This window comes from Neobacillus sp. FSL H8-0543, from assembly GCF_038592905.1.
In the GTDB taxonomy this organism is placed as follows: domain Bacteria; phylum Bacillota; class Bacilli; order Bacillales; family Cytobacillaceae; genus Neobacillus.
The window spans coordinates 1,268,999-1,295,961 of record NZ_CP151943.1 but is presented as its reverse complement, the minus strand read 5'-3'; the positions used below and the strand labels follow the sequence as shown (position 1 = coordinate 1,295,961).

Here is a 26,963-nt window from a genome sequence, read left to right as displayed (position 1 = left end):
ATATTAATTTAGGTTTTTGAACGTTTAATATTGGAGGAAAATTGATGAACAAACGCTATGAAGAACTAGACTCGTTGAGAGGTATTGCAGCAATGTTAGTTTTTATATTTCATATGCTTATGATTTTACCGAATTCATGGAAAGAAGGATTAATATGGCACTTAATAAATTTAAGCCCTTTACATCATTTATTAATTGGGGATAAGCGTGTTATTTTTTTCTTTATTCTGAGCGGATTTGTTCTTTCTTTGCCATTCTTTAGAAAGAAGAGACTTTCTTACCCATCTTTTATTATAAGAAGAATTGTCAGATTGTATATTCCTTACGCAATAGCTATTACTTTTGCCATTTTGACTAGTATATATTTCTCGAAAGGAGGAAACTCCGAACTAGGAGGATTATTCAATGCACTATGGATGGCCCCAGTGGACGTAGAACTAATAATAAACCATTATCTATTTATTGGAAATTATAATGTTTACGCCTACAATATTGCAATCTGGAGCCTTATCCATGAACTAAGGATAGCCTTTATATTTCCTTTATTGATGGTTATGGCAATACGGTTTAGGTGGAAGATAAATTTGGCACTTGGAGTTGGCTTGGCAGTAATCGGTGCAGCAATTCACTTAATTCTTCAAGATCCTTATCAGCCTATTTACAAGACTTTATTCTATATTTTAATGTTTATCATTGGAATACTAATAAGCAAATATAAATCAAATCTACTTGAGGGATACAAGTCTCTGAATAAAGGATTCAAGATTGGTTTATTCATTATAGGATATCTAATTTACAATTATTCAGATTTCATTGGTAATCCGTTGTTGGCTGATTGGCTTACTTCAATAGGAGTTTCAATTTTGTTAGTTATAGTACTGGGATCTACATTAGCTTCAAAAATCCTTTTGTGGAGGCCTTTAAAATATCTCGGGAAAATTTCTTATGGGGTATATCTTTACCACCTTCCTGTCTTACTTACTTTATTATATGTTTTTTACGGTAAAATCCCTATTATAATAATTATGGGATTAGCTGTGATCATTACTCTAATTATTTCTAACTTAGCATGGTATTTTATTGAAAAACCTTCTATTAAACTTGCAAAATTTTTATCTGATAAATTTTCATATAACATTAAAGAACCTGTCTTGGTCGAAGAAAAACGCTCAAGTTAATAAGTGTTTTATATATATCTTTGTTCTTTACTAAGAACAAAAAAACTGCAATAATGAACAATTTATAGAACGATGGGTGAGAATACTAGTACATTGATTGTTTAATTTTAAATATTAGTTAGAAAAAGGTGGTAAAAAATGAGGGCAAGGTTTAAGAATTCAATTATAAAAGGTATATCAACAGCAATTCCAAAGGATATATTTGATTTTAATACGTTAGCCGCTGATTTTGGAAATGAAGAGGTAAAAAGAATAGTGGCAAGCACAGGTATTGAACAGGTTCGAGTTGCAAGAGAAGGACAATGCACATCGGATTTATGTGTCGCTGCAGCTGAAAACTTATTTGCAAAGCTTGAAGTTAATCCATCAACAATTGATGGAATTGTTTTTGTTTCCCAAACCCCAGATTATAAAATGCCTGCTACAAGTGTTTTACTTCAGCACCGGCTTGGGTTACCTACGACTGCAGTTGCTTTTGATATTAATTATGGTTGTTCTGGCTTTGTTTATGGTTTATACCAAGCGTCTATGATGATTGAAGCTGGTGGTTGTGAAAGAGTTTTAGTATGTGTAGGTGATACTTCGACAAGAATGGTTCATCCGGGAGATCGATCTATTCGGATGGTTTTCGGTGATGGTGGCAGTGCGACGCTTGTTGAAAAAGGTGAATCCACATCACATTTTATTTTAAGAACAGACGGTTCTGGAGCTGAAAACTTAATCATTCCAGCGGGTGGTTCACGAAAACCAATCAGTGATGGGACCTCAATTCCCATAGAAGCAGAGGACGGGAATATTCGTAACGAAGAAACCGTACGCATGGATGGAATGGAAATCATGTCATTCGCTTTAAGAGAAATTCCCCCAATGATAGATGAGCTGCTCAATGTAACTGGATGGAGAAAAGATGAGGTAGGTACGTATGCTCTCCATCAAGCAAATAAGTTTATGCTCGAGTATTTGCGTAGGAAAATAAAATTACAGAAGAATTCCGTGCCAATCTCTGTAGCTAATGTGGGTAATACTGGTCCAGCATCGATACCTTTGATGTTATCTATTAAACGTCAAGAATTATCTGAAAGTAATCAGCTCCAAAAAGTGATATGTTGTGGTTTTGGTGTCGGTTTATCATGGGCATCCTGTGCACTTGATTTATCCTCAACTCTTATATCAGACCCAATTGAGGCGTAATTAATTTCAGGAAAGAGGAATATAAATGCGGGATAAAATCTCAAAAATTGTTTTTACTACTATTGAAGAATTTAATGCGACTTATGAAGAGAAGATACCAGTAGAACTAAGGGAAGATACACCATTATATGGAAAGGATGGAATCTTAGATTCTTTGGGATTGGTTTCAATAATTGTCATGATTGAACAGGCTATTGAAGATGAGTTAGAAGTATCTTTAATTTTGGCAGATGAGAAGGCCATGTCTCAAAAAACAAGCCCGTTCTTAAAGGTCGGTTTACTAGTTGACTATATTTATAGAGTAATGGAAGAGGAGATGTCACTGTGGACAGACCGATAACCTTAATTACAGGAACTCGAAAAGGAATCGGAAAGTTTTTAGCCCAGCATTATGTAGGTCAGGGACATCTTGTTATTGGCTGTAGTAGAAATGAATCAGACTGGAGCCTTGAAGGTTATGAGCACTATCAAGTAGATGTCTCAGATGAGGTTGGGGTAAAGGCTCTATTTTCTTTTATTAAAAAAAAATATGGAAGATTAGATAATCTTATCAACAATGCTGGTGTAGCCTCAATGAATCACTTTTTACTAACTCCCATCTCTACAGTAAATAAAATTATTAATACTAATGTAATTGGTACTTTCCTTTTTTGTAGAGAAGCAGCAAAGCTTATGCAAAAAAATAGCTATGGAAGAATTGTTAATTTCACATCGGTAGCGCCCCCTCTTAAGTTAGAAGGAGAATCAATCTATGCAGCATCCAAAGCCGCAATTATTTCATTTACTGAAGTCATTGCAAGAGAGCTATCCACTTATGGAATAACAGTAAATTCAATCGGCCCTACTCCAGTAAAAACAGACCTAATTCGTTCAGTTCCAGGGGAAAAATTGGAATCCCTAATTAATAGGCAAGCGATAAAGAGGTACGGAACTGTAGAAGATATAGCGAATGTCGTGGATTTCTTCCTGCAGAAGAAAAGTGACTTTATCACTGGGCAAACACTATTTCTAGGAGGGGTATAATGTTTATTGACTTTTTACTTGAGCGATTTAAAATTTATGACGATAAGAGAGCGCTAATTTGGCATAATGAAGCTTATTCCTACGGTAGAATGCTTGAGCTAGTTGAAAATAGTAGGGCTAATTTAGAAATTGATCGGATTCCTGTGGGAAGTGTTGTTGCGTTAGATGCGGATTTTTCTCCTTCATCAATCGCTCTTTTACTGGCATTGATTGAAAGGAAATGCATCATTGCTTTGTTGAGTAGAGCTGTAAATGAAAAGAAACAAGAGTTCTGTAATATTGCTGAAGCCGAGTATATTATTTCTTTAAGTAAGGATGACAGAGTTTCATTCATTAAACAAAATAGAATAGCGACACATGATATTCATGCCGCTCTCCGTAGTAAAGGTCATCCTGGAGTTATACTTTTTTCTTCAGGATCAACGGGCAAAAGTAAAGCTGCCGTACATGATTTCATACCATTATTAGAGAAGTTCAAAACAAAAAGGCATGCAAAATGCACAATAGCATTTTTACTCTTTGATCATATTGGCGGGCTTAACACAATGTTTTATACGTTCTCTAATGGTGGCTGTCTTGTAGCAGTTCAGGACCGCTCGCCAGAGTCTGTTTGTTCTGCTATCGAAAAGTATCAAGTCCAGACTCTTCCTACATCACCGACATTCATTAATCTCATCATGCTCAGCGAGGCTTATAAGAACCATAACTTTGGAAGTCTCGAGTTAGTTACATATGGTACGGAAGTAATGCTTGAAACTACTTTAAGGAGGTTCCATTCTCTGTTTCCTGCTGTTCGTTTATTACAGACTTACGGGCTATCAGAGGTTGGAATACTGCGCTCAAAATCAAAATCATCAGATTCTCTATGGGTAAAAGTTGGTGGTGAGGAGTTTCAGACTCGAATAAGAAATGGAATGTTAGAAATAAAAGCAGCATCCGCTATGTTAGGTTACTTAAATGCACCATCCCCTTATACGGAAGATGGCTGGTTTATGACTCAAGATCAAGTTGAGGTGAACGGGGAATATATCAAAATCCTTGGTCGGTCATCGGAAATAATTAATGTCGGTGGAGAAAAGGTTTTTCCAGCTGAGGTGGAAAGTATCATTCAGCTAATGGAGGGCGTACAGGAGGTTACAGTCAGTGGTGTACCAAGCCCTATTACAGGTCAAATTGTAAAAGCCTCTATTAAATTATCCACTTCAGAAAGTTTAAAAGATTTTCGAATACGTTTAATCCAATTTTGCAGAGATAAATTACCAGGCTTTAAAATTCCACAAAAGCTAGAAATAGTTGAAAACTGGATGCATAATGACAGGTTTAAAAAGATGAGGAGAAATGGTTGATTGGGTAAAGTGGTTCCTACTTGATGGAAACGGCCACAGGGGTTGGAGAATTCACAAACATTTAGCAATCGAAGGAGAGTAAAATGAGTAATATTTTTAGTCTCAATTTAGAACGGATACCTAAAGAACTAATATTTTTACTTGAAATATTAAAGACTGATAATGATGATGACGGGAGCTTAAATTTACAGCTGAAAAAGAGAATCCCAGGTATGGACTGGAAGCTCTTCCTTGACTTAGTAGGGCATCATCGACTTTATCCAGTTTTATATTCTAAGTTAAAGTTATTCAATGAAAGTAAGATTCCGCATTTTGTGGTACAAAATATATCCAACGCTTATAGAAAGAACACTTTTCAAATGCTTCATCTTACAGCAGTAATGGAAGAGGTAAGTAGAATCTTCACAGAGAATGAACTACGCCTTCTTGTATTAAAGGGGCCAGTACTTGCAGCAGATTTATATGGGGACATATCCAAACGTACATGTAGAGACATAGATATTCTTGTTCCAATTGATGATTTACAAAAAGCTCATAATCTACTTTTAAAGCTTGGTTTTGAGAAAGAAGATAATTTTCAGATTGATATGAATTTAAATGATTGGAAATGGAGACATCATCACATATCATTCTACCATCAATATAAGCAGGTGAAGCTTGAAATTCATTGGAGGTTAAACCCTGGTCCTGGAAAAGAGCCTACTTTTAATGAACTTTGGAGAAGGAAAAGAAATAGTTCTCTTACTAACCATCCTGTCTATTATTTAGGAAGAGAGGATTTATTTTTCTTTCTTGTTACTCATGGAGCACGTCATGGTTGGTCTAGACTCCGTTGGTTAATTGATATTCATGAAATTGTGGGACAAAGAATGGATTGGAATAAGGCTAATAAGTTATTTTTAGACTATCAAACCCTTCATTTAGGAGGGCAGGCACTCATTTTATCTTCAAAATTATTAAAAACTCCTTTACATAAGGAATGTATACCTTTTACAAGAGTAAATGGTACAAATCTGTTAGCTCAAAGCACCATATTTTATTTGGAGAAAATGGTGAATTTACATACAGAGCCACTTCCAGATGATGTAACGGAATATCATAATCGTTATATTTTTTCATTGAAGTCTAAACAAAATAAACTTTGGTATCTACTAAGTATATTTTACCCTTCAATAACAGATATAAAGACATTAAAATTACCAAAATACTTATATTTTTTATATTTTCCTTTAAGACCTATTTTTTTGGTTTTGAGGAAAATCAGGAAACCTTCATTAAATTAAGAGGATATAGACTGTAATTTTAAAGGCCTTTTAAGGAGGGCGAATATGGCGGGGATGATTGAACGGAAACGGAGAAAGAATGGATTGTTACTTATAATTATTGTTTTGTTTACAGCAAGTTTAATGTTTTTTTTAGGTGAAAGTCAAGTCGATAATGAACAAATTAAGGATAGATTGAACAGTCTAATGAAAAAAGAGAAAGGTTTAGAAAATTATATTACACCTTTAATTGTAAGTGAAACAAGTATCTCCTTAAGTATAGAGGAAAGCCGTCGTGTTTTTGTCACAAAGAACAATTCGGACGGCTCAAATGTAAATGTAACTGAACATAGCCAGTATTCAACATCCGATGCGAATGTTGCTATCGTGGACGCAACAGGACTTATTACTGCTGTTGATACTGGTTTTGTAAGTATTACAGTTAGTTACGATGGATTGACCAAAAATATCGCTATCTCAGTGGCCAGCAAGGAAAATGTTAAAGTAAACGTCAAAGATTATGGGGCTGTTGGGGACGGTGTGGCCGATGATACAATTCCTTTTCAAGATGCAATAGATGATCTTGGCTCACAAGGAGGGGGAGATGTCATAGTGCCTGAGGGAACATATATTCTACATCCTATTTTTCTGAAACCTAAGGTCAATTTAGTCGGAGAAAATCGTGATACAGTAACGTTAAAACTATCAGATAACGTATCAGACGATTATCATCGATTAATCAACATGAATGATAATACAAAAGTTCAGAACATAACTTGTGATGGGAATTATCAAAATCACCCAAACGGAATTGAACATATGCATTGTATTTTTGCTTGGGACAGCGATAATATTTTAATCGACAACAATAGGTTGAAAAATGCTGTTGCTGATGGTATTTCGATTTCTGGATCAGCAGAAGCAAGTGATAATGTCATTATTTCTAACAATATACTTAAAGAAAATCAACGCTCTCAAATTGTGATCGAACAGGTGAACCATCTACAAATCTTCAACAACACGATTATGTCAGAAACCAAGCGACCTGGCATTCACTTTGAGCCATGGGAGTGGATGCAGTATAATGATGCGAAAATAACTGGAAATATTATTACTTCGAATTCAGTCGGGTATTGTGTTCTTTTAGCAGGTGCAGACTCGGGGATGTCAGCAGAAGGTGCTACAGGATATTATTATCAAGGTCTTGAGTTTTATGAAAATACTGTGAATTGTCCTTCAGGCTCGTTTCTAATTATGGATACATCGGGAGCAAAAGTATATGACAATACTCTCAATGTTTCGGAGATACATGTCTGGAGAAAAAATGAAGATGTAAACATCTATAACAATGAGATTAACGGTAGTGTTCGTATTGAAGGGGGTTGGGACGGAAAACTTGTTTCAACAAGAACAAATATTTATGGAAACACCATCAATTCTTCCAATGATGGCGTAAATATCCATGCAGGTGCGGAGGATACCACTATCAATAATAATATGTTTACAGGTTCTGGAAGATCGTCAGGCGTTAATTTATTTGCGTCAGATGACATAAAGAATACATTAGTATCGAATAATTCCTTCATAAAATATCATAACGGTGTGGTTCTGGACTATGACCACTATGGGGAAACGTTTATAACTGGTGTAACGGTAAGTGAAAATACATTTAAAGATTTAAATGAATATGCTTTTTATGTAGAAGGTCCAGTGCATGATGTCAAAATGAATAACAATGTAGTGACGAACTCATCAGGGGCTTATATTAACGTACATCCGGAACGCCCAATGTCTAACATTGAAATCATCAGTAATATGATATCAGGTGGTAAAAGTGGAATAATCCAACAAGTGAGCGACTCTTTGAATGGGTTGATAATTTTAGGAAATACGATTACTAATACAACTGGTACAGGCGATGGGTATATAACAGGGGCAGCCATTGAACTGGATCTAAATTCGGCACCACCTACTAATGTTCAAATAAAAGAGAATGTACTAACGAACAACGCACGAAATTTCATCACTGTACCTGATTCTATATTGAACTCTGTTCAAAACAATAAAGACTAGTAAAAGTTAAAAGGGAGTAAATATGAGTGCAATAACTGGTTTAATTCATTTTAATAATCAGCCTGTAGATAATCTCCACTACAATAAGTTAATGAAGGCATTAGAGTGTTTTCCCGCAGATGCGACCCTAACTTGGCAGGATGAGAATGTTTTTTTGGGGTGCCTTTCGCAATGGATTACACCAGAATCAATTGGTGAACTGTTGCCTTACTACGATTCTAATAGACAGTTAGCTATTACAGCCGATGCCATTATTGATAATCGTTCTGAATTATTTGAGAGATTACAAATCAAACAGGCAGATCAAAATGTTATTACTGATAGTGAGCTAATATTAAATGCATATCAAAAATGGGGTGAGGATGCTCCTAAGTATTTAATCGGTGATTTTGCTTTTATGATTTGGGATGAAAAGATACAGCGTCTTTTTGGTGCAAGAGATTTTTCCGGGGGAAGAACCCTTTATTATAACCACCAAGGACAACGTTTTGCATTTTGTACAACTATAGAGCCATTATTAACATTACCTTATATTCAAAAACAACTAAATGAAGAATGGCTCGCAGACTTTTTAGCCATTTCTTCAGTTATAGATGCTGTAGATGTTTCAATTACACCGTATAAAAATATTGCACAATTACCTCCTTCTCATATTATTTCAGTCGATAGAGAAAAAGTTATAGTTAAAAGGTATTGTACTTTAACTTCGGAAGAACAGTTGAAATTTAAATCGAATGATGAATATGTTGAAGCATTTCAAGAGGTTTTCAATAATGCAATAAAATCCCGTTTGCGAACAAATCGATATGTTGCATCTCATCTAAGTGGTGGATTAGATTCAGGGGCAGTCGTAAGCTTTGCTGCAAAACAACTAAGTACCCAAAATAAACTATTACATACATTTAGTTATATTCCTCCAAGTGATTTTAAAGATTATACTCCTAAATACTTAATGCCCGATGAAAGACCCTTTATACATTCAACAGTTCAACATATTGGTGGAATTAAAGACCACTATTTAGATTTTGAGGGAAGTAATTCTTTTTCAGAGATTAATAATTTTCTAGAAATTATGGAGATGCCGTATAAATTTTTCGAAAATTCTTTCTGGTTAAAGGGAATGTTTGAGAAAGCCCAATCAGAAGGGGTTGGAGTCTTGTTGAATGGTGGAAGAGGAAACTTGAGCATATCATGGGGCTCAGCATTAGACTATTACGCAATCCTGTTAAAGAAATTGAAATGGATCCAGCTTTTCAAGGAATTACATCAATATAGTCGAAATGTGGGTGGACCAAGATTACGCAGGATTCCAGGAATAGCAAGAATTGCATTTCCATTCCTTGGTCAAGTTTTTCCATCAAGCTCACAATATTCATTTCCAGCATTAATTAGTCAAGACTTTGCAAAGAGAACAAATATTTATAATAAACTTAGAGAACATGGAATAGGTCAAACAGGTTGGTTTGTTACAACAAATATATATAAACAAAGGAAAAGCCATTTTGAGGATCTATTTCATTGGAATGCAACAAATACGCTTGCTACGAAATTATCTTTACGTTATTCGTTATGGAAACGCGACCCGACCAATGATTTACGTGTTATTCGCTTTTGTTTATCTGTTCCAGAAGAACAGTATGTTCAAAATGGATTAGATAGGTCTCTTATTCGTAGGTCTACAGTAAGATTTTTACCTGACGACGTTAGGTTAAACCAACGAATTAAGGGTGTTCAAGGCGCAGATTGGGTTCATAGAATGATTCCATATTGGGATTTATTTATAGAAGAGGTACAGCAGCTTAGTAAGGATGATAGAGTATTAGAATATTTAGATGGTCAATCAATAAAGAATGCTTTAGTAAAGGCTAAGGATGGACCGCAACCAGAATATGCAACTGACAATGATTATAGGCTGTTAATGCGAAGTTTAATTGTTTCTCGATTTATCAAAAAGTTTATTTGAAAGGAGGTGAGAATGTGAAGAAGGAATGGCAAAACCCAGTTTTAGAAGTTCTTGATGTTAATATGACGATGGCTAGTACTGAACAGGGTGATTTTACTGACGCTTCATTTCCAGAGAATACCCGTTGGAAAGACTTAACTTGGGGTACTGATAGTTAGAATAAAAGACCAGCTTTAGGATCCAATAGCTATATTTCATGAATGTTAAAATTAATAGCACCTCCAAATCGTTGGATTTAGAGGTGTTTTTTTAGTCGTATTCTAATGACCGATTGAATAAAATTTATCGAATTCTTAGTTTGTGGATTTTTTTATGGAGAGGGAAACATGAGAAAAATAATAGGAAAACTGCTAATTATCTTTTCCCTATTTTTAATAGTATATACAATAATCGACAATAACCGAATCATCATCGTTGAGCAAGAAATTGAAATCGAAAACTTGCCGGACGAAATAGATGGATTTACCATTCTTCAAGTTACAGATTTACATGAAAAGGAGTTTGGCAAAAATCAAGATAGACTGATTGAGAAGATAAATTCAATCTCATATGATGTAATTGTGTTTACTGGTGATATGTTAAAAAGTAACAAAAGTACTAATTATAAACCATTTTATACTTTGTTGGAGGGAATCGATAACAAAGAAAAGGCTTTGTTTGTTCCTGGTAATACTGATCCTGATGAATATAGTTTAAATAATAAAAAGCTGTATAAGGATACAGACTTTATTTCTGGAATGGAGCAAAGTGGCGTGTTGTTACTTGAATCTGTTAATACGATCCAAAAAGGTTTATCAAAGGTACATTTCGTTGATGTTGATTTTTCTATTCAAACTGGAGATAAGTCATTAGCGTCAATTGAACAGGACCTAAAAGCAGAGGATGCCTCTAATGAATATTCAAATCATCAGATACGATTATTTCAAGAGCTATCTGCAATTGAACAAAAGAATGAATTAAATGTTTTAATTGGATTAACTCACTATCCTGTTGTTGATGCAAGGTTGAACTACTTAATGTCAAATTCAAATAATATAGTTAAAGATTACGATTTAATCTTAGCTGGTCATTACCATGGAGGCCAAATTCGGATCCCATTTATAGGTGCACTTTTTATACCAGAAGGATGGTATGCCAGGGATGGGCTGTTCCCACCCCAGGATAGGGTCAAAGGGTTATGGGAATACAAGGAAATCAAACAATACGTGAGTACAGGATTAGGTAGTAGTGATGCAATATCGCTTCTAAAATTTAGGTTGTTTAACACCCCTGAAATTAACTTGTTAACATTAAGAGAAAAGAAATAATCTTCTAAATTAAGTATTTGACAGTCAAAAGAAATAGTGGTAACTTTTATATAAATATCTGTTCTTAATAAAGAACGAAAATTTTAACCTTCAAGCTAAACTAACTTGACATTTACGGGAGGTCATAATGAGTGCAATAACTGGTATTTTACATTTTAATGAACATCCTGTAAAAGTTGAGCATGGAAAAATATTAATGGATGCCTTACAGCATTATCCTTCTGATTCTATTCAAACATGGAGTCGAGAAAATATCTTTATGGGATGTCATGGGCAATGGATCACTCCAGAGTCAATTGGAGAGCACTTACCTTACTTTGATTCTGAAAAACAATTAGTTATTACGGCAGATGCAATAATAGATAATAGGGATGAACTTTTTGGAAGATTACAGGTTAGTAACGGACAAAGAAAAAACATGCCGGATAGTAAGTTGATTTTACTTGCTTACTGTAAGTGGGGTGAAGATGCTCCCAAATACTTAATCGGAGATTTTGCCTTTATGATTTGGGATGTACGTAATCGCAGGCTATTTGGTTCGAGAGACTTCTCAGGTTCAAGGACCCTTTATTACTACAGAAATAAGGATAAATTAGCTTTTTGCACAACAATAGACCCACTACATAAATTACCATTTGTTGAAAAAAAACTAAATGAACAATGGATAGCAGAGTTCCTGGCTATTCCAACAATGGTAGAGGCTGTGGATATGTCTTTAACTGTGTATAAGAATATTCACCAGCTTCCTCCTTGTCATTCAATTTCAGTTGCAAATGGAAGGGTATCAGTTTCGAAATATGGAAGTGTGGTTACTGATGGAAAGTTAAAATTCAATTCAAATTTAGAATATGTAGAGGCATTTCATGAAGTTTTCAATACAGCTGTGACAGCAAGAATACGAACGTATGGTAATGTAGGTTCTCATTTGAGCGGAGGGTTGGATTCAGGCACAGTTGTTAGTTTTGCTGCAAAAGAACTTAGTAAGCGAAATAAAAAATTACATACATATAGCTATGTACCAGAAGATAATTTTATCGATTGGACACCAAATTATTATATTGCAGATGAGCGCCCATATATTAAAGAGACTGTAAATCATGTAGGAAATATAAATATAAAAGATCACTATCTTAACTTCGGAGGCAAGAATTCCTTATCTGAAGTAAATGACTTCCTTGAACTAATGGAAATGCCCTATAAATTTTTTGAAAATACTTTTTGGCTAAAAGGAATCTTTGAAGAGGCAAATCAGCAGGGAGTAAAAGTACTGTTAAATGGGGCAAGAGGCAATCATTCCATTTCATGGGGTTCATGGAGTTTAACCATCAATTATTACTGTACACTTTTAAAAAAGTTAAGATGGATACGACTATATAAGGAATTGGATGATTATTGCAGGCACTATAGGACTGGAAAGTCGGTCATGATTCCTTTAGTTGTGAGAAAGGCATTTCCCAATATTCATGGGATGTTTGAAAAGCAAAAAGTGGATAACTATCAGTTTCCTATGTTAATAAACCCATTATTTGCTCACAAGACAAAGGTTTTTCAAAAGCTCCAAGATTATGGGATGGACATAAGTGGAGGGAATATTGCAACGGGTAATCTTAATAACTATAGAAAAAAACATTATGAACAGCCATACTTTTGGAATAAGAGTGGGACTGCAATAACAAAGTTATCATTACGCTATGGATTGTGGGATCGTGATCCAACAAACGACTTACGTGTCATACGGTTTTGTTTGGCTTTACCAGAAGAACAATATGTCCAAGGCGGAATGGAACGGTCGTTTATTCGAAGGGCAACTGAAAACCTTCTCCCAGATAAAGTTAGACAAAATCAAAGAACTCGTGGTATTCAAGGTGCTGATGTGATTCATCGTATGTCTTCAAGCTGGACCGTATTTATTAAAGAACTAAAAGAAATTAGCAGAGACCCGATAGTTTCCGAATTACTTAACACTGAAGTAATAAATAAGGCAATATCGAAAATAGAGGGGGAACCCCGCCCAGAATACGTTTTTTTAGATGAATTTAAAATTTTAACACGTTGTCTAATAGTGTATCGCTTTATTAAAAACCTTTAAAAAGGAGGTGAAGTTTTGAATAAAGAATGGAAAAAACCAGTGTTAGAGGTACTGGACATAAGCATGACTATGAATGGCCCAGGAAATGCCAATGCTGATTGTTTTGATGTGTCAGATGGAAAAGAAGAAACACATGATGGAAGATCGAATGCCAGTTGTCTTGATAGCTAAGCTGAAGTACTCACTATATGTTTTTATGCCCTTATCCTTTCGTTAAAAAGGATAAGGGCATAATATTCTTTATTAATTGGAGGGAATATGCTGCAAACTGTTCAAAAAGTAGTATACAAAGGATTTGGGTTTCAAATTTTAAGTGATATCCTACTACCAGAATTACCTAAAATTAGTAGTAGGGAATCCCAAGTAGATATTGTTTTCGAGAAAGCAGATTTGTCAGAGATATGGGCTAAATTAGCGGAACCTAACAGGTATTTTGTTATAAATGAGAACTTAATCCTGTTTCATATTCCTAATCTGGCTATCTACTCCATTCAAGATGGTAATAGGGTTATTGTTTCTTCTATGGAGGGCTCAAACGAGGATCAAGTTCGTCTATATTTACTCGGAACTTGTATGGGAGCTCTTTTAATGCAAAGAAAAGTTCTGCCGTTACATGGTAGTGCGATAGAAATTAATGGAAAAGCATATGCGATAATTGGCGATTCAGGTGCTGGAAAATCAACTCTTGCTTCAGCTTTTTTAAATAGAGGACATCAACTCATTAGTGATGATATAATACCTGTTTCTTTTACTGAAGCGAACATACCAATTGTGACACCTGCATATCCACAACAAAAACTCTGGCAGGAAAGTTTGCAAGCATTCGGATTAGAATCAGATCATTTACGTCCCATTGTAGATCGAGTGACTAAGTTTGCGGTACCCGTTCATTCTCAATTTGTTAGCAAACAATTACCACTTTCTGGGGTGTTTGAGCTAGTAAAAACAGAAAATAAGAGGATAGAAATTCAGCCTATAAAAAGTCTTGAACGTTTGAATACTCTTTTTCATCATACGTATCGAAATTTTCTACTAGCACCCTCTGGACTATTAGAATGGCATTTTTCATTTACAGCTAATTTAGTAAGCAAAATTAAGTTTAATCAAATACAGCGTCCTATTTCGCAATTCACTGCAAATGATTTAACTACATTAATTTTGTCTAAATTAAATGAGGGGGAATAAGGATGGTTACCAATTCAAGGATTTTGTTAGAAAATACTGTTGTTCAGGGAGGAGGAAATATTGTAAGCGATATGGGTGGGGAAAAGGTAATGTTAAGTGTTGTTAATGGTAAATATTATAATTTGGGTGAAATAGGAGGAGAAATATGGGAATTAATTAAGTCGCCAATTATCATAACAAAAATAGTTGATTTATTAACCTCTAATTATCAAGTTGAAGAATCTTTATGTCAGCAGCAAGTGATACTATTTTTGGAACATCTTTTTAATGAAGGATTAATCGAAAAACGATAAGGGGAAAGATAATGATACTGATTTTACGCAAGATTAGGAGATTTCTATTTTTGAATTTGCCAACAAAAAAAATAATGATAGAGGCCTTTATCTTTCTGGGGTGGGCCCGAATATTGAAGTTATTTCCTTTTAGTAAGATTGCTCCCGTTTTAGGTACCCACATGGATGAAACCCCTTATTATGTAGATAAAAGTAACAGTGAAGTTTTAAAGGTTATTTCCAGTTCTATTCATATCATGAGTCTTTACACCTTTTGGGAAAGTCAATGCCTTGTAAAAGCGATTGCTGGCATGAAAATGTTAGAAAGGCGAAAGATTGAAAGTACTCTTTATCTAGGAACTGCAAGAGATGAAGCAGGAAAAATGGTTGCTCATGCTTGGCTGCGTAGTGGTCTATTTTACGTTTCAGGCTCTGAAGGAATAGAAAAATTCACAGTAGTTGGAAGGTTTGCTAAGAAGGTTGATTTACCTCAGGAGGATAAAAAGTGAAACACGTCTTTTATTTTTTAAAGCAAATACATTTGTATGCAGGGAAAAAAATGTATATCAATCTTCTTGCGATGGTATTCATTAGTTTGCTAGAAGGAATCGGAATTTTATTATTAATACCTATGATAAGTATGAGTGGTATTGTGAAAGTTGATACAGGTCAAACGCTTATTTTTGAAATATTTGGATTTCTGCAGGACTTTCCCAGCGCAGTGGGTTTGCCAATAATCTTAAGTATCTATGTCTTTATCGTTATTTGTCAAAATCTTTTACAACGCCAAATAACCATTCGAAATGCAATTATTCAGCATGGTTTTTTCCGATATATGAGACTAGAAACTTACGGTTTGTTACTTTATTCAAATTGGGATTTCTTTATAAAAAATAGAAAGTCAGATTTAATAAATTTATTAACATCAGAAATTGCTCGTGCTAGCGCAGGGACACACTCCTTTTTACAATTTATTACTTCTCTTATTTTTACATGCATACAAATTACTCTTGCCTTCCTCCTTTCACCTAATATAACAATCTTTGTATTACTCTGTGGGTTAGTACTAATCTTTTTTAATCGTAAATTCCTTAGAAGATCGCTAGTATTGGGAAACAGAAATTTTGAATTAGGAAAAAGTTACCTCGCAGGAATTACTGATCAGATAAATGGGATAAAAGATATAAAAAGCAATACATTAGAGGAGTCTAGAATGGTTTGGTACCAGTCTGTGACTAAACGAATGCAGGATGAACAAGTTGAATATACAATGATGAGAACAAAATCACAATTCTATTATAAAATCGCATCAGCAATATTAATTGCTGCCTTTATTTTTATTGCTGTAAACAAATATAATGCACAGTCTGGTCAATTAATGTTGATCATTATCATTTTTTCTAGATTGTGGCCAAGAGTTTCAGGTATTCAATCTTCAATGGAACAAATTGCTACAACACTTCCAGCCTTTAAAGCTGTTATTGCCTTGCAAAATGAATGTAAGGGCGCCAAAGAATTTGAAATGGAAGTTAACCAAAATGTAGAACCCATTCATATTAAAAAAGGTATCGAATGTAGACATGTATATTTTCGCTATAACCAAAATAAACAGACTTTTGCTTTACAGGATGTTAATCTGATCATTCCTACTAATCAAATGACAGCTGTTGTGGGGAGGTCTGGTGCAGGAAAAAGCACATTAATCGACTTGATAATGGGGCTAAACAATCCAGAAAAAGGAGAAGTATTATTAGACGATATTGCTCTGACGGGAAAAAACCTTTTATCTTTAAGACGTTCCATTAGTTATGTCCCACAAGACCCTTTCCTTTTTAATACAAGTATCAGAGAGAATCTATTATTAATTTGTGAAAATGCAAGTGATGATCAACTGTGGGAAGCACTTGATTTCTCTTCGGCAGCAGAATTTGTGAGAAAACTTCCCCAAGGACTTGACACACTGATTGGTGATAGGGGCATAAAATTGTCAGGCGGAGAACGCCAGCGGGTGGTTCTTGCACGAGCAATATTACGGAATCCATCGATACTAGTATTAGACGAAGCAACTAGCGCATTAGACACAGAAAATGAATCAAAGATACAAGAGGCATTAGACAGGTTAAAAGGGAAAATGACAATCATTGTTATTGCTCATCGGTTATCAACAATTCGTAATGCCGACCAAGTAATTGTACTTGACCAAGGGAAAGTTATTCAAAAGGGTGAATTTAATCAACTAGCTCAAGAAAAACAAGGAATGTTTAGTAATATATTAAGAAGACAAATGGATGCTAGCCATTTATAGAAGTATCTAATCGTTAATAGTAAAGAAAGATATTGACTTGTTCGTTATAGAGAACTAAAATTAATTAAAGTGTTCTTTAGAATAATCCTAATATTAGTCTAGATTGGTTACCGCGGCATTCGATTTTTAGTGTTATTTCGTCCATTAAATGAAATAACAGCTATTTTTAAAAAGGGGATAAGAAAATGAATTCTACTCCGCGTACCGCTTTTATTTTACAAATCCATAAAAATCCGGATCAAGTGAATAAGTTTATAAATCAACTTATTTCTGACGGTCAAGCAGATGTATTTATTCATATTGATAAAAGAAATTATGGAAATTATATTGAAAAAATAGTAAAAAGCCCTAATGTTAAAGTTTTACAACAAAGTATCGTCTGTGAATGGGGTGACATAAGTCAGGTAGATACCACTATTCTGTTGTTGAAAGAAGTATTAGCTTCTAATAACAATTATGATTTTGTTTGTTTAAGAAGCGGTCAAGATTTGCTGGTTAAAGATGGTTTTAAGGATTTTTTATTGATTAACAAAGATAAAGTGTTTATGAATTTTAGAAAAATGAGTGAGGAAACCTTAGGGTTTATGAAGATTAATTGGCCAAAAGTAACACGGAGAAGGTATACTGCAGTTCACCCGATAAGGGTTTATAGAAGAATACTTCTCAGATTTTATAGTAAGGGAATAAATATTTCTCCTAACAAAAACAAATGGCCTAAAGATTATTCGTTCTATAAAGGTTCACAGTGGTTTTCTATACCATTTGAGGTTGCAAAGTACATTATAGAGTTTTTAGAAAAAAATGAATGGTATTATAAATTTTTCGAAAATACTTTAGTACCAGATGAAAGCTTTTTTCATACATTGATTATGAATTCACACTATAAAACGGATGTAGTTCATAATAACTTAATGTTTTTAAAATGGGGTGAAACTCTAAGTGAGCGAAATTCCCCTCAGGACTTAACAAGGGAAGATATAAAATCTATTGAGGAAACGGATCATTATTTCGCAAGGAAATTTGACCAAAACATAGATAACATTGTAGTAGATTACTTTGCAAATAAAGTAAAATTCGGAAGAAGTAGTTTAGCCAAAAGGGATGAAGATTTAATTATTATAAATTAGTTGATTTTTTCTAGGCACTTTATCGAATCAGGATTCCTTATTAGATATGAATAGTGGAGGGAATGGTCCAATGAGAACATTAACTAATGCTGATAATAAAATGTTTGACTATAAAACAATTAGTAAATTAGAGAATGAGTTTGGTCCATCATTTTATGTATTAAACGTAGATAAATTGAGAGAGAATTACAAAAAAATCGAGGTTGCATTTAAAAGTAGATACGAAAACTTTATTATCGGATATTCATATAAAACAAACTATCTTCCATTTTTATGTAAAGAGTTGTCTAAGCTAGGAGCATATTCTGAGGTAGTTTCAAGATTAGAGTACGATTTAGCAATCAAAATAGGTGAAGACCCAAAAAGAATAATATTTAATGGTCCTTTAAAAAGTCAAGATGATATAAATATTGCTCTAGAAAATGAAAGTATCATTAATATTGATTCTATTTATGAGATAGATTTTGTAAAAGAATATGCCTTAAACAATCAAAATAAACAAATAAAAATTGGGATTAGACTTAATTTTGATATTTCTCAAAATGGGGTTAGTCAGCTTCAAGAAGGTTATGAGGTAAGTAGGTTCGGTATTTGTGTAGAGAATGGGAATTTACAGTATTCCTTAAATAAGTTAAGGGATTTAAAGAATATTAAAGTAATAGGATTACATGGTCATTTTTCTACAAGGAATAGAGACGTTGAGTCATTTAGGAAAATTACTCAAAAAATATGTGACATCGCAAAGGGGAATAGTTTACATAGCATAGAATACATTGATATCGGTGGAGGTATTTATGGTGAATTACCAAAATCCTTTGCTAAAAGGGTACCAACCTTTGATGATTATGCAGAAGCTATTTGTCATATCATGAATACTGAATTCGATAGTTTTGAAAAAAAACCAACTTTAATATTAGAACCTGGGATTGCGATGGTAGCTAATGCTTTTATTTTTATAGCAAAAGTAATAGAAACCAAAACAATTAGAGATAAAAACTTTGTGCTAGTTGATGGGAGTGTTCATAATATAAAGCCAACAATGCATAAACATAATCTACCAATGAGGATAATTAGACAAAATGAGGATGTAAAGGCAAACCAACTTTTTAACATAGTTGGATATACCTGTATGGAAAAGGATTATTTAGCACATGAAATCAGTGCTGAACTGCCTCATAAAAATGATTATATAATATTTGAAAATGTTGGTGCATACACGATTGTTTTTAATCCTCCATTTATTAAAGAACGACCTAGCATTATAGCAGCAGATCAAAATAAATTTTTTGTAGTGCGTAAAAAGGAAACGATAAGACAATTTTTTAATGAGGAAATCTATTGTTTTTAAGTAATTAACAAAGGAGTTATAAATGAATATACTAATTTGTAGTGTTGGACGCCGAGTGAAATTAGTAGAATACTTTAAAAAGGAACTTCAAAAAATTAATGGAAAAGTTGTGGCTATAGACTGTGACCCAACAGCAGCTGCCTTGCACTATGCCGATATATATGAGGTCGTTCCTCGTATTGACCATCCTGATTACTTCCACCGAATTAAAAACCTTTGTAATAAATATAAAATCAACGGTGTCTTGTCTCTTATAGACCCTGAATTAACATTATTAGCTAGTCATAAAGAAAAGTTTGAAAAGCATGGAATTCGCGTCATAGTTTCAGATGAAAGAGTTGTCAATTTATGTTACGACAAATATTTAACAACCGAATTTTTAAAAGAAAATGATATACCTTCAGTTCCAACCTATATTGAAATTGATAAGGTCTTAAGAGATCTAGAAAATTCCAAAATACAATTCCCTTTAATTGTAAAACCGAATAATGGTAGTGCGAGTATAGGAATCTGTAAGGTTAATTCCATTAAAGAACTAAACTTATTCCATGATGAGACTCAGAAATTAATTGTACAGCCTTTTATTACTGGTGAAGAGTTTGGTGTTGATTGTTATATAGATATATTAACTAAAAAAACTACTAATATATTCATGAAAAGAAAGATAAAGATGAGGGCTGGAGAAACTGATAAATCCGTTTCAGTAAAAGACTCATCGTTAAAACATGTTATTGATAAATTAATATTTGCTCTACAGCCAGTTGGACCAATAGATATTGATTGTTTTAAGACTGAGAATGGCTATATGATATCAGAAATTAATCCGAGATTTGGCGGGGGTTATCTACATGCACATGAAATGGGGCAAAATTTCGTTAAAAATATAATAAACAACCTTAAAGGGGAGTCTAATGAACAAAATAAAGGCGACTATGAAGAAGGAAAAACCATGGTGAAATATGATCATTTAATTGTTCTTTAATCAAATTGTTACATTTTTATCTTAAGGAAACATACCCCTAATTAAGTCAATTAGATATTATTGCTGGCTAGATAGAACAACTTGTACCAAAAAAGATCGAACTAAATAAATTAGGAGAGGATGATTAGAGTGAAAATGGAAGATTTTTTAGTTGAATTGGCGGAGTTATTGGAAATTGAGAAGTCGGAATTAACTAGTGACTATCAATTAGATGAGAATGAGAATTGGGACTCCTTAGCCCTTATTTCAGTCATTGTTATGGTTGATGAACATTTTCAGGTTTCGGTTTCAAATGAAGCACTTCGGAAATGCAAAGTTATTGGAGAACTGTTAAAACTCATCCAAGATAAACTCAAGTTAGTTGAAATTTAATTTTCATTGTGTACCCCATTGAAAAGTAAAGGGAGATTAAAGATGGAAAAAGTGGTCATTGTAGGGGCTGGAGGTCTGGCAAGGATGATATTTAGCTGGCTCCCTGATTTTTCAGACGACAAATGGGAGCCTATTGGTTTTATTAGTGATAGGTTAGATGCTCTTGACGGTTATGATTATGATCTCCCCATATTAAGCACGATACAAGAGTATCAGCCAGAAGTCGATCATGTTCTAGTTATGGCAATTGCAGACCCGAAGGCTAAGATTGCCGTAGCTAAAGAACTTGAGAACCGTGGTGCTAGGTTTATTAGCTTAATTCATCCAACAGCTCTAGTTGGAAAAAATGTTAAAATGGGTAAAGGGTGTGTTGTATGTCCGCGTGCCATATTGACGTGTGATATTCAAATAGGAAACTTCGTGTTGCTTAACTTAGGTGTAACAATTGGGCATGACGCAAAAATTGGTAACGGTTGTACGGTTAATTCTCATTCTGATGTAACTGGTTGTACAGAGCTAGGTACAGGGGTATTTCTAGGTAGTCACGCAGTTATTATGCCAAGCGTAAAGGTAAGGGATTTTGCTAAGATTGGGGCAGGTAGTGTTGTCGTTAAACAGGTAAAGGCAGATACCACTGTTTTTGGCATACCTGCAAAGAAAGTTTAGTATTATAGGAAATAAACATATCTAATAATGACTCTATTCAATTTCAAAATAATCAAGGCAAATTTATTAAAAATTTATTTAAGGCCCCATTATATAGTCACAAAACAGTTTTGCAATTCTTTAATTCTTTATTACTAAATATAGTTGGGATCATCTCGAATTTGTTAGAAATAAGCCCTAAGTAATGAATCCAATCCATTACTTAGGGCTATTAGGCATGATATAAATTATTTATAAAAAAACCTATGGATTGTATTTTTAATCAATGGTGGTTAGTAGAACATTATTTACTTAAGTTTGATGTGTAATCTATCTAATGGATATTCCCATTATTTTTCGCGATTTAAAAGCCATTATATTTTGCATAACCAAATAAATTTAGTAAAATTTAATCTAGTATTACAGTACTAGATTAATTTCTTTAATATGACAATAAATAAGGGGTTTTGACATGGCAAAAAGCAAAAAAAGTTCAAAAAAAGAAGCAAATTCATCAAAATTTGTATTTTGGGTGATTGGTTTAATAGCCATTGGTATAGTTGGGTTAATCTTTATTGATAGAAGTAATTCTAATTCTGACCAAGTGGCTGGAGATATCATTGATTATAATAATCAGCCTTTTTTAGGTGAAGAAACGGCACCTGTTTCAATTGTAGAATTTGGTGATTACAAATGTCCAAATTGCAAAAACTTTGCTGACAATGTTGTCCCGACTATTGTTAAAGATCTTGTTGATACAGGGAAAGCAAAGTTTTATTATTTCCATTATCCATTTATTAATGTTGATTCTAACCGTACAGCAAAATTTGCAGAGTCGGTCTATCATGAACTAGGAAATGATACCTTCTGGGAATTCCACGAACTTATTTATCAGAAGCAGCCAGCAGATTTACAGTATGAAAAGATTGATGTATTTACTGAAGAATTTCTCACTGAAACATTAGCAGAAATTGCTGGTGATGAAGAGGTAAATAAGGTAGTCGCATACTTCAATACGAAAGAAGCGGATGATGCTTGGAAAAAGGATGAGGAATATGCTAAACAGCTAAATGTTACTGGAACACCAACGATGCTTGTTAATGGTAAGAAGTTTGAGGGAGAAACGATGGATGATTTAAATAAAATGGTAGAAGAAGCGTCAAAGGAAAAAGCGGATGAATAAAGCCCTCCTTCTTGCTTGGGTAGCTGCACTCATAGCAACCATAGGAAGTTTATACTTTAGTGAGGTTCTTCATTACATTGCCTGTACCTTGTGCTGGTATCAGCGAATTTTTATGTATCCATTAGCAATCATACTCGGTATTGCTTTTTATCAAAATGATAAGGGAATAACTAAATATGCTTTGCCGTTGTCAATCACGGGATTGATCATTTCAGGCTATCATACCGTTTTACAAAAGATACCCTATTTGCAACAGTTTGAAATGTGTACATCAGGTGTACCGTGCTCGAAGGATTACATTAACTGGTTAGGTTTTATTACCATTCCGATGTTAGCGTTTATTGCATTTACAATTATTACAATCAGCTTATTTTTCATAGCATACAGTCACAAGAAAGAAGAGACTATCCGCGGATAATCTCTTCTTTTTTTGGAAATAGTGTGAAAAGTATTGTAGGTATGATTGGTTTGATTTAACCTACAAATGAGAGGAGTTTGCTAATTATTATAATAAACTTTAGGAGAGATATATTTTGACACACTTACATTTAACAGCAATAGTACTAACGATTATTTTTTTCTTGATCACCTTTTTCATGCAAAAGTCAGGAAAAAACACAAAAGTTATTCACATGATTCTTCGGGTAATGTATATTATACTTCTCGTAAGCGGCGGTATTATATTCTTTAGTGTATTCAATATTACCTTCCTATACATTTTAAAAGCGGTGTTAGGTATTCTGATGATTGCTTTCTTTGAGATGATTCTAGTAAGAGGCGGAGATGGAAGGGCTACTGGGATTCACTGGATATTAATCGCTTTAACCTGTATTTTCGTCACATACATTGGACTAATTTTACCAATGGGATTCTATATTAGATAAAACAAAAAGGGGAAGACATTTCAAGATGTCTTCCCCTTTTTGTTTTATCTAAAATTAAATCAGATGGATTTACCTAGGAATGCAGTCAGCATCCATACATGTTTTTCAAGTCCCGAATGAATGGCAAGCAACATATCACCTGTTGTTTCATCATTCTTTTCACCAGCTAAGCTCATACCCTCTTTTAGTTCGCCGATGATTATAGAGAAATCGTTAATAATGGATTGAACCATTTCATCTGCCGTTTCGTTACCGTTAGCTTCTTGGATAGATGAAAGTTCAAGACATTCCTTCATAGTAGCTACAGGGTTTCCGCCGATTGAAAGCAATCGTTCTGCTAATTCATCAACATGCAATCCAGCTTCATTGTAAAACTCCTCAAACTTTACGTGCAGGGTAAAAAATTGTCCACCCTTCACATACCAATGATAGTTATGTAACTTCATATACAATACAGACCAATTTGAAATTTGTTTGTTTAACACGCTGGCTAACTGATTTTCCATTGATGATCCTCCTTCAAATGTCTTCTATTATATTATTACCAAAGTTTGAGGTAGAAAACCTGTGTATTAACGAGGAAAATCTTGACAATTTGGTGACGGATTCCTTTGGAGGCGCTTATTTAACCAATTCAATATATCAATACTGATAAAAATGTAATAATCAATCCTTTAATATCCAGTGGGGGAATTAATTAGGGGGAGACGATTATTTGGATAGATATTCCTGAAGGCGGATAGAAGCTATTATAGTAACGATAATCCTAGTTAGTTGGTTGTTGGTTTTTTTTGGATAATGAAATAGTGTGTTACAACTGATAGATTATTAAGTAGAGAGACAAGCAAATTACTAGGAGGTAATCGGATGAATAAACTTAAAAAGCTAGTCATTGCTACTGGATTAATTTTATCAATGTCAGCATTTACACTAACAACCCAAACAGAGGCCGCATCTACGCATAAAGTACAATCTGGTGAAACGTATTATAAAATTGCTACCAAGTTTGGAGTTCCCGTTCATAACTTAATGAAAACAAACAATGCAAAAAGCTCCCTTCTTTATGTTGGACAAAATCTAGTAATCCCTGATGCTACTATTTCTGCAGCGGATAAGGATTTGATGGCACGTTTGGTTCGTGCAGAGGCAGTAGGGGAACCTTATGCAGGTAAAGTCGCTGTCGCTACGGTTATCTTAAACAGAGTAGACAGTCCTGATTTTCCTAATTCAATTAAGGCAGTTATCAACCAAATTTCTAATGGACATTATGCATTTACACCTGTTCAAAATGGACAAATCAATCAACCAGCAGATGCAGCTTCAAAACAGGCGGTTAATGAAGCATTAGCGTTTAGAGGACAAGGCAACGGGTCTCTATTCTTCTACAATCCGAAAACGGCAGTAAGTCAGTGGATCTTCTCACGTGAAACAACGGTAACTATCGGAAAACACCGTTTTGCGAGGTAATATCTATATTCTTGAAGCTAGCCTTATTATGGCTAGCTTCTTTACTTTTATACAAAAAAAGCTGTAATCTCCGTTTATGAAGATTACGGCTTTCACTATTTTAATGCTGTTTCATTTCTATCAAAAGGGTGTCAACTTTCGCATGGTCTTGGAGGAACTGTGTCTATATTTTTTCACTTTATATTTTGTTGGTTACTGTGTTACGATAGTGTATAAAAGCAAAGGGAAAAGTGGGTGGAGTAGTGATTAAAACAATATTGTTCGACGTTGACGGAGTCCTTTTGAGTGAGGAGCATTATTTTGATGCCTCAGCACTAACCGTTTGGGAGCTTTTAATCAGTAAGAATTACTTAGCACTATCACCAGATACATATAAAACAGATTACAATGAAGAAGAAATATCCGCGATAAGAGAGCTCGTATTTGAAAAGGATCAAGTATTGAAGTTTCTAAAGTCACGTGGGCTCAACGCTAACTGGGACATGATTTACCTGACATTTAGCTATCAGCTAATCCACCTGTTAGCACAAATAAAAGATAGTGAATTTGAAAATATAAACAAATGGTGCCTGTCACCGATCGATCGTAATGTACTGCTAGAGATGGGAAAGGTATTAAACCAGTATGAAGTTAAAGTGGATTATCAATTATTCGTAAGAGATTTTCAGCGTTTCCCTGGCATGAAGGAGGAACTTTTTGACTTTCTTAATATCTTGGTAAAAGAGAAATTAGGGGTAGTTACCAGTATCTTCAGTGAGAAAGGTGCGCTGTGGTCTGTGTGTGAACATGTATCCCAGGAATGGTATGTAGGCGATGAAAATGTTGTTAATTCTACTGGCAGACCATCAGTTCAGCTTGGAAAGAAGGGCTTCTTAGCAAATGAAACGACATTAGCATCTAAGAAGGAAATTGATGAGCTGTTTACATTCTTGGTGGAATCAGGCCATACGATTGGAATAGGAACTGGAAGACCAAGGCTTGAAACGGTCCTGCCATTTAGACATTTGGATTGGCTCAAGCATTTTGATGATAATCGTATCATCACAGCTGATGAGGTGTTTCAAGCGGAAAACGAGCATCCAGAAAAGAAATCATTATCAAAACCAAATCCATTTACGTACATTATGGCTATTAACGGTAAGCAGACTTCTGTCGAGGCTTGTTTAAATACTATTTTACCGATAGATCAGGGGGATGAAATTTTAGTAGTAGGCGACTCTTTAGCAGATCTGCTGGCGGCAAGACAAATGGGGTGTCAGTTTGCTGCCGTATTAACCGGTTTATCAGGAAAAGATGCGAGAAGAGACTTTGAAGAACAACAAGCCGATTATATACTTGATTCGGTACTAGATATCAAGGGAATTCTTGAACCTTCGCAGAAATAAGTTGGATTTCCCAGATATAACCGAAGATTCGAAAAGAATGACTTGAAAATCGAAGATATATCTCCAATGAAGGGCTCATGAAGCCAACTTCAATAGAAAAATCCAAAAAGAGGTCCTCATGAAGGGCTCATGAAGCCAACTTCAATAGAAAAATTCCAAAAGAGGACCTCAAGAAGGGTTCATGAAGCCAACTTCAATAGAAAAATTTCAAAAGAGGTCCTCATGAAGGGCTCATGAAGCCAACTTCAATAGAAAAATTTCAAAAGAGGTCCTCATGAAGGGTTCATGAAGCCAACTTCTATAGAATATTCTCAAAAGAGGTCCTCATGAACGGTTCATAGTTTTCTTTAGCGTAAATATTAACTCAACAAATAAA

Annotated in this window: 27 protein-coding genes; 26 read left to right on the top strand and 1 reads right to left on the bottom strand. The window is 34.4% G+C overall.

Translation table 11 applies throughout. The features are described from left to right. The first annotated feature begins 44 nt into the window (after positions 1 to 44). The 24 genes from NSS81_RS06870 to NSS81_RS06755 all read left to right on the top strand — a co-directional run bounded on the left by NSS81_RS06870 (position 45) and on the right by NSS81_RS06755 (position 23,735). The gene (locus tag NSS81_RS06870) at positions 45 to 1,178 is read left to right on the top strand and encodes an acyltransferase (protein ID WP_342432768.1); all 1,134 of its coding nucleotides are present in this window, start codon (positions 45 to 47) and stop codon (positions 1,176 to 1,178) included. Between the two features lie 138 nt (positions 1,179 to 1,316). Continuing rightward, positions 1,317 to 2,369, top strand: a complete 1,053-nt coding sequence (locus tag NSS81_RS06865) for a ketoacyl-ACP synthase III (RefSeq protein ID WP_342432767.1) — start codon at positions 1,317 to 1,319, stop codon at positions 2,367 to 2,369. 25 nt (positions 2,370 to 2,394) lie between these two features. Next, on the top strand, positions 2,395 to 2,709 hold the full coding sequence (locus NSS81_RS06860; RefSeq protein WP_342432766.1) for an acyl carrier protein: 315 nt from the start codon (positions 2,395 to 2,397) through the stop codon (positions 2,707 to 2,709). Next, positions 2,694 to 3,392, top strand: coding sequence for an SDR family oxidoreductase (locus tag NSS81_RS06855; protein WP_342432765.1), 699 nt, complete (start codon positions 2,694 to 2,696; stop codon positions 3,390 to 3,392). The genes NSS81_RS06860 and NSS81_RS06855 overlap by 16 nt, the downstream gene beginning before the upstream one ends. After that, positions 3,392 to 4,738 carry a fatty acid--CoA ligase family protein gene (locus NSS81_RS06850; protein WP_342432764.1) on the top strand — a complete coding sequence of 449 codons (1,347 nt, stop codon included), beginning with the start codon at positions 3,392 to 3,394 and terminating at the stop codon, positions 4,736 to 4,738. Before NSS81_RS06855 ends, NSS81_RS06850 begins: the two co-directional genes overlap by 1 nt. 83 nt (positions 4,739 to 4,821) lie before the next feature. Continuing rightward, on the top strand, positions 4,822 to 6,021 hold the full coding sequence (locus NSS81_RS06845) for a nucleotidyltransferase family protein (protein WP_342432763.1): 1,200 nt from the start codon (positions 4,822 to 4,824) through the stop codon (positions 6,019 to 6,021). 45 nt (positions 6,022 to 6,066) lie between these two features. Then, the gene (locus NSS81_RS06840; protein WP_342432762.1) at positions 6,067 to 8,073 is read left to right on the top strand and encodes a right-handed parallel beta-helix repeat-containing protein; all 2,007 of its coding nucleotides are present in this window, start codon (positions 6,067 to 6,069) and stop codon (positions 8,071 to 8,073) included. Between the two features lie 22 nt (positions 8,074 to 8,095). Next, on the top strand, positions 8,096 to 10,036 hold the full coding sequence (locus NSS81_RS06835) for a lasso peptide isopeptide bond-forming cyclase (RefSeq protein ID WP_342432761.1): 1,941 nt from the start codon (positions 8,096 to 8,098) through the stop codon (positions 10,034 to 10,036). A 14-nt stretch (positions 10,037 to 10,050) separates the two neighbouring features. Next, entirely contained in the window at positions 10,051 to 10,194 is a 144-nt protein-coding gene (locus NSS81_RS06830; protein WP_342432760.1) for a paeninodin family lasso peptide, read from the top strand. 168 nt (positions 10,195 to 10,362) lie between these two features. Continuing rightward, positions 10,363 to 11,343, top strand: a complete 981-nt coding sequence (locus NSS81_RS06825; protein WP_342432759.1) for a metallophosphoesterase — start codon at positions 10,363 to 10,365, stop codon at positions 11,341 to 11,343. A 127-nt stretch (positions 11,344 to 11,470) separates the two neighbouring features. Then, on the top strand, positions 11,471 to 13,432 hold the full coding sequence (locus tag NSS81_RS06820) for an asparagine synthase-related protein (protein ID WP_342432758.1): 1,962 nt from the start codon (positions 11,471 to 11,473) through the stop codon (positions 13,430 to 13,432). Between the two features lie 15 nt (positions 13,433 to 13,447). After that, positions 13,448 to 13,603: a paeninodin family lasso peptide gene (locus NSS81_RS06815; RefSeq protein WP_342432757.1), complete on the top strand. Its 156-nt coding sequence runs from the start codon at positions 13,448 to 13,450 to the stop codon at positions 13,601 to 13,603. An 87-nt stretch (positions 13,604 to 13,690) separates the two neighbouring features. Beyond that, complete coding sequence (locus NSS81_RS06810) at positions 13,691 to 14,617, top strand: aldolase (protein WP_342432756.1); 927 nt, start codon at positions 13,691 to 13,693, stop codon at positions 14,615 to 14,617. Positions 14,618 to 14,619: 2 nt separating this feature from the next. Further along, complete coding sequence (locus tag NSS81_RS06805) at positions 14,620 to 14,910, top strand: lasso peptide biosynthesis PqqD family chaperone (RefSeq protein ID WP_342432755.1); 291 nt, start codon at positions 14,620 to 14,622, stop codon at positions 14,908 to 14,910. A gap of 14 nt (positions 14,911 to 14,924) precedes the next feature. Then, positions 14,925 to 15,398, top strand: coding sequence for a lasso peptide biosynthesis B2 protein (locus tag NSS81_RS06800; RefSeq protein ID WP_342433954.1), 474 nt, complete (start codon positions 14,925 to 14,927; stop codon positions 15,396 to 15,398). Next, positions 15,395 to 17,194, top strand: a complete 1,800-nt coding sequence (locus NSS81_RS06795) for an ABC transporter ATP-binding protein (RefSeq protein ID WP_342432754.1) — start codon at positions 15,395 to 15,397, stop codon at positions 17,192 to 17,194. Before NSS81_RS06800 ends, NSS81_RS06795 begins: the two co-directional genes overlap by 4 nt. Positions 17,195 to 17,379: 185 nt before the next feature. Then, entirely contained in the window at positions 17,380 to 18,321 is a 942-nt protein-coding gene (locus tag NSS81_RS06790) for a beta-1,6-N-acetylglucosaminyltransferase (RefSeq protein WP_342432753.1), read from the top strand. Positions 18,322 to 18,391: 70 nt separating this feature from the next. Further along, complete coding sequence (locus tag NSS81_RS06785) at positions 18,392 to 19,669, top strand: diaminopimelate decarboxylase (protein WP_342432752.1); 1,278 nt, start codon at positions 18,392 to 18,394, stop codon at positions 19,667 to 19,669. A gap of 22 nt (positions 19,670 to 19,691) precedes the next feature. Next, positions 19,692 to 20,651 carry an ATP-grasp domain-containing protein gene (locus tag NSS81_RS06780; protein ID WP_342432751.1) on the top strand — a complete coding sequence of 320 codons (960 nt, stop codon included), beginning with the start codon at positions 19,692 to 19,694 and terminating at the stop codon, positions 20,649 to 20,651. A 135-nt stretch (positions 20,652 to 20,786) separates the two neighbouring features. Next, a complete protein-coding gene (locus NSS81_RS06775; RefSeq protein ID WP_342433953.1) occupies positions 20,787 to 21,023 on the top strand; it encodes an acyl carrier protein in 237 nt (78 codons plus the stop codon). A 42-nt stretch (positions 21,024 to 21,065) separates the two neighbouring features. Next, a complete protein-coding gene (locus NSS81_RS06770; RefSeq protein ID WP_342432750.1) occupies positions 21,066 to 21,689 on the top strand; it encodes an acetyltransferase in 624 nt (207 codons plus the stop codon). A 451-nt stretch (positions 21,690 to 22,140) separates the two neighbouring features. After that, positions 22,141 to 22,851, top strand: a complete 711-nt coding sequence (locus tag NSS81_RS06765; RefSeq protein ID WP_342432749.1) for a DsbA family protein — start codon at positions 22,141 to 22,143, stop codon at positions 22,849 to 22,851. Further along, complete coding sequence (locus tag NSS81_RS06760; RefSeq protein ID WP_342432748.1) at positions 22,844 to 23,269, top strand: disulfide oxidoreductase; 426 nt, start codon at positions 22,844 to 22,846, stop codon at positions 23,267 to 23,269. Before NSS81_RS06765 ends, NSS81_RS06760 begins: the two co-directional genes overlap by 8 nt. A gap of 115 nt (positions 23,270 to 23,384) precedes the next feature. Then, positions 23,385 to 23,735 carry a DUF1516 family protein gene (locus tag NSS81_RS06755; RefSeq protein ID WP_342432747.1) on the top strand — a complete coding sequence of 117 codons (351 nt, stop codon included), beginning with the start codon at positions 23,385 to 23,387 and terminating at the stop codon, positions 23,733 to 23,735. Between the two features lie 59 nt (positions 23,736 to 23,794). Here NSS81_RS06755 and NSS81_RS06750 read toward each other — a convergent pair whose 3' ends face one another. Next, on the bottom strand, positions 23,795 to 24,241 hold the full coding sequence (locus NSS81_RS06750; protein WP_342432746.1) for a Dps family protein: 447 nt from the start codon (positions 24,239 to 24,241) through the stop codon (positions 23,795 to 23,797). 361 nt (positions 24,242 to 24,602) lie between these two features. Between NSS81_RS06750 and NSS81_RS06745 the strand changes: the two genes are divergently transcribed. Further along, complete coding sequence (locus NSS81_RS06745) at positions 24,603 to 25,202, top strand: cell wall hydrolase (protein WP_342432745.1); 600 nt, start codon at positions 24,603 to 24,605, stop codon at positions 25,200 to 25,202. A gap of 242 nt (positions 25,203 to 25,444) precedes the next feature. Continuing rightward, positions 25,445 to 26,587, top strand: a complete 1,143-nt coding sequence (locus tag NSS81_RS06740; protein WP_342432744.1) for an HAD family hydrolase — start codon at positions 25,445 to 25,447, stop codon at positions 26,585 to 26,587. Positions 26,588 to 26,963: the final 376 nt, after the last annotated feature.

Bases quoted from the DNA above. Each gene is read 5' to 3' on its own strand.
- NSS81_RS06870 (WP_342432768.1), top strand. From the start codon at position 45: ATGAACAAACGCTATGAAGAACTAGACTCGTTGAGAGGTATTGCAGCA.
- NSS81_RS06865 (WP_342432767.1), top strand. From the start codon at position 1,317: ATGAGGGCAAGGTTTAAGAATTCAATTATAAAAGGTATATCAACAGCA.
- NSS81_RS06860 (WP_342432766.1), top strand. From the start codon at position 2,395: ATGCGGGATAAAATCTCAAAAATTGTTTTTACTACTATTGAAGAATTT.
- NSS81_RS06850 (WP_342432764.1), top strand. From the start codon at position 3,392: ATGTTTATTGACTTTTTACTTGAGCGATTTAAAATTTATGACGATAAG.
- NSS81_RS06845 (WP_342432763.1), top strand. From the start codon at position 4,822: ATGAGTAATATTTTTAGTCTCAATTTAGAACGGATACCTAAAGAACTA.
- NSS81_RS06840 (WP_342432762.1), top strand. From the start codon at position 6,067: ATGGCGGGGATGATTGAACGGAAACGGAGAAAGAATGGATTGTTACTT.
- NSS81_RS06835 (WP_342432761.1), top strand. From the start codon at position 8,096: ATGAGTGCAATAACTGGTTTAATTCATTTTAATAATCAGCCTGTAGAT.
- NSS81_RS06825 (WP_342432759.1), top strand. From the start codon at position 10,363: ATGAGAAAAATAATAGGAAAACTGCTAATTATCTTTTCCCTATTTTTA.
- NSS81_RS06820 (WP_342432758.1), top strand. From the start codon at position 11,471: ATGAGTGCAATAACTGGTATTTTACATTTTAATGAACATCCTGTAAAA.
- NSS81_RS06810 (WP_342432756.1), top strand. From the start codon at position 13,691: ATGCTGCAAACTGTTCAAAAAGTAGTATACAAAGGATTTGGGTTTCAA.
- NSS81_RS06805 (WP_342432755.1), top strand. From the start codon at position 14,620: ATGGTTACCAATTCAAGGATTTTGTTAGAAAATACTGTTGTTCAGGGA.
- NSS81_RS06790 (WP_342432753.1), top strand. From the start codon at position 17,380: ATGAATTCTACTCCGCGTACCGCTTTTATTTTACAAATCCATAAAAAT.
- NSS81_RS06785 (WP_342432752.1), top strand. From the start codon at position 18,392: ATGAGAACATTAACTAATGCTGATAATAAAATGTTTGACTATAAAACA.
- NSS81_RS06780 (WP_342432751.1), top strand. From the start codon at position 19,692: ATGAATATACTAATTTGTAGTGTTGGACGCCGAGTGAAATTAGTAGAA.
- NSS81_RS06775 (WP_342433953.1), top strand. From the start codon at position 20,787: ATGGAAGATTTTTTAGTTGAATTGGCGGAGTTATTGGAAATTGAGAAG.
- NSS81_RS06770 (WP_342432750.1), top strand. From the start codon at position 21,066: ATGGAAAAAGTGGTCATTGTAGGGGCTGGAGGTCTGGCAAGGATGATA.
- NSS81_RS06765 (WP_342432749.1), top strand. From the start codon at position 22,141: ATGGCAAAAAGCAAAAAAAGTTCAAAAAAAGAAGCAAATTCATCAAAA.
- NSS81_RS06760 (WP_342432748.1), top strand. From the start codon at position 22,844: ATGAATAAAGCCCTCCTTCTTGCTTGGGTAGCTGCACTCATAGCAACC.
- NSS81_RS06750 (WP_342432746.1), bottom strand. From the start codon at position 24,241: ATGGAAAATCAGTTAGCCAGCGTGTTAAACAAACAAATTTCAAATTGG.
- NSS81_RS06745 (WP_342432745.1), top strand. From the start codon at position 24,603: ATGAATAAACTTAAAAAGCTAGTCATTGCTACTGGATTAATTTTATCA.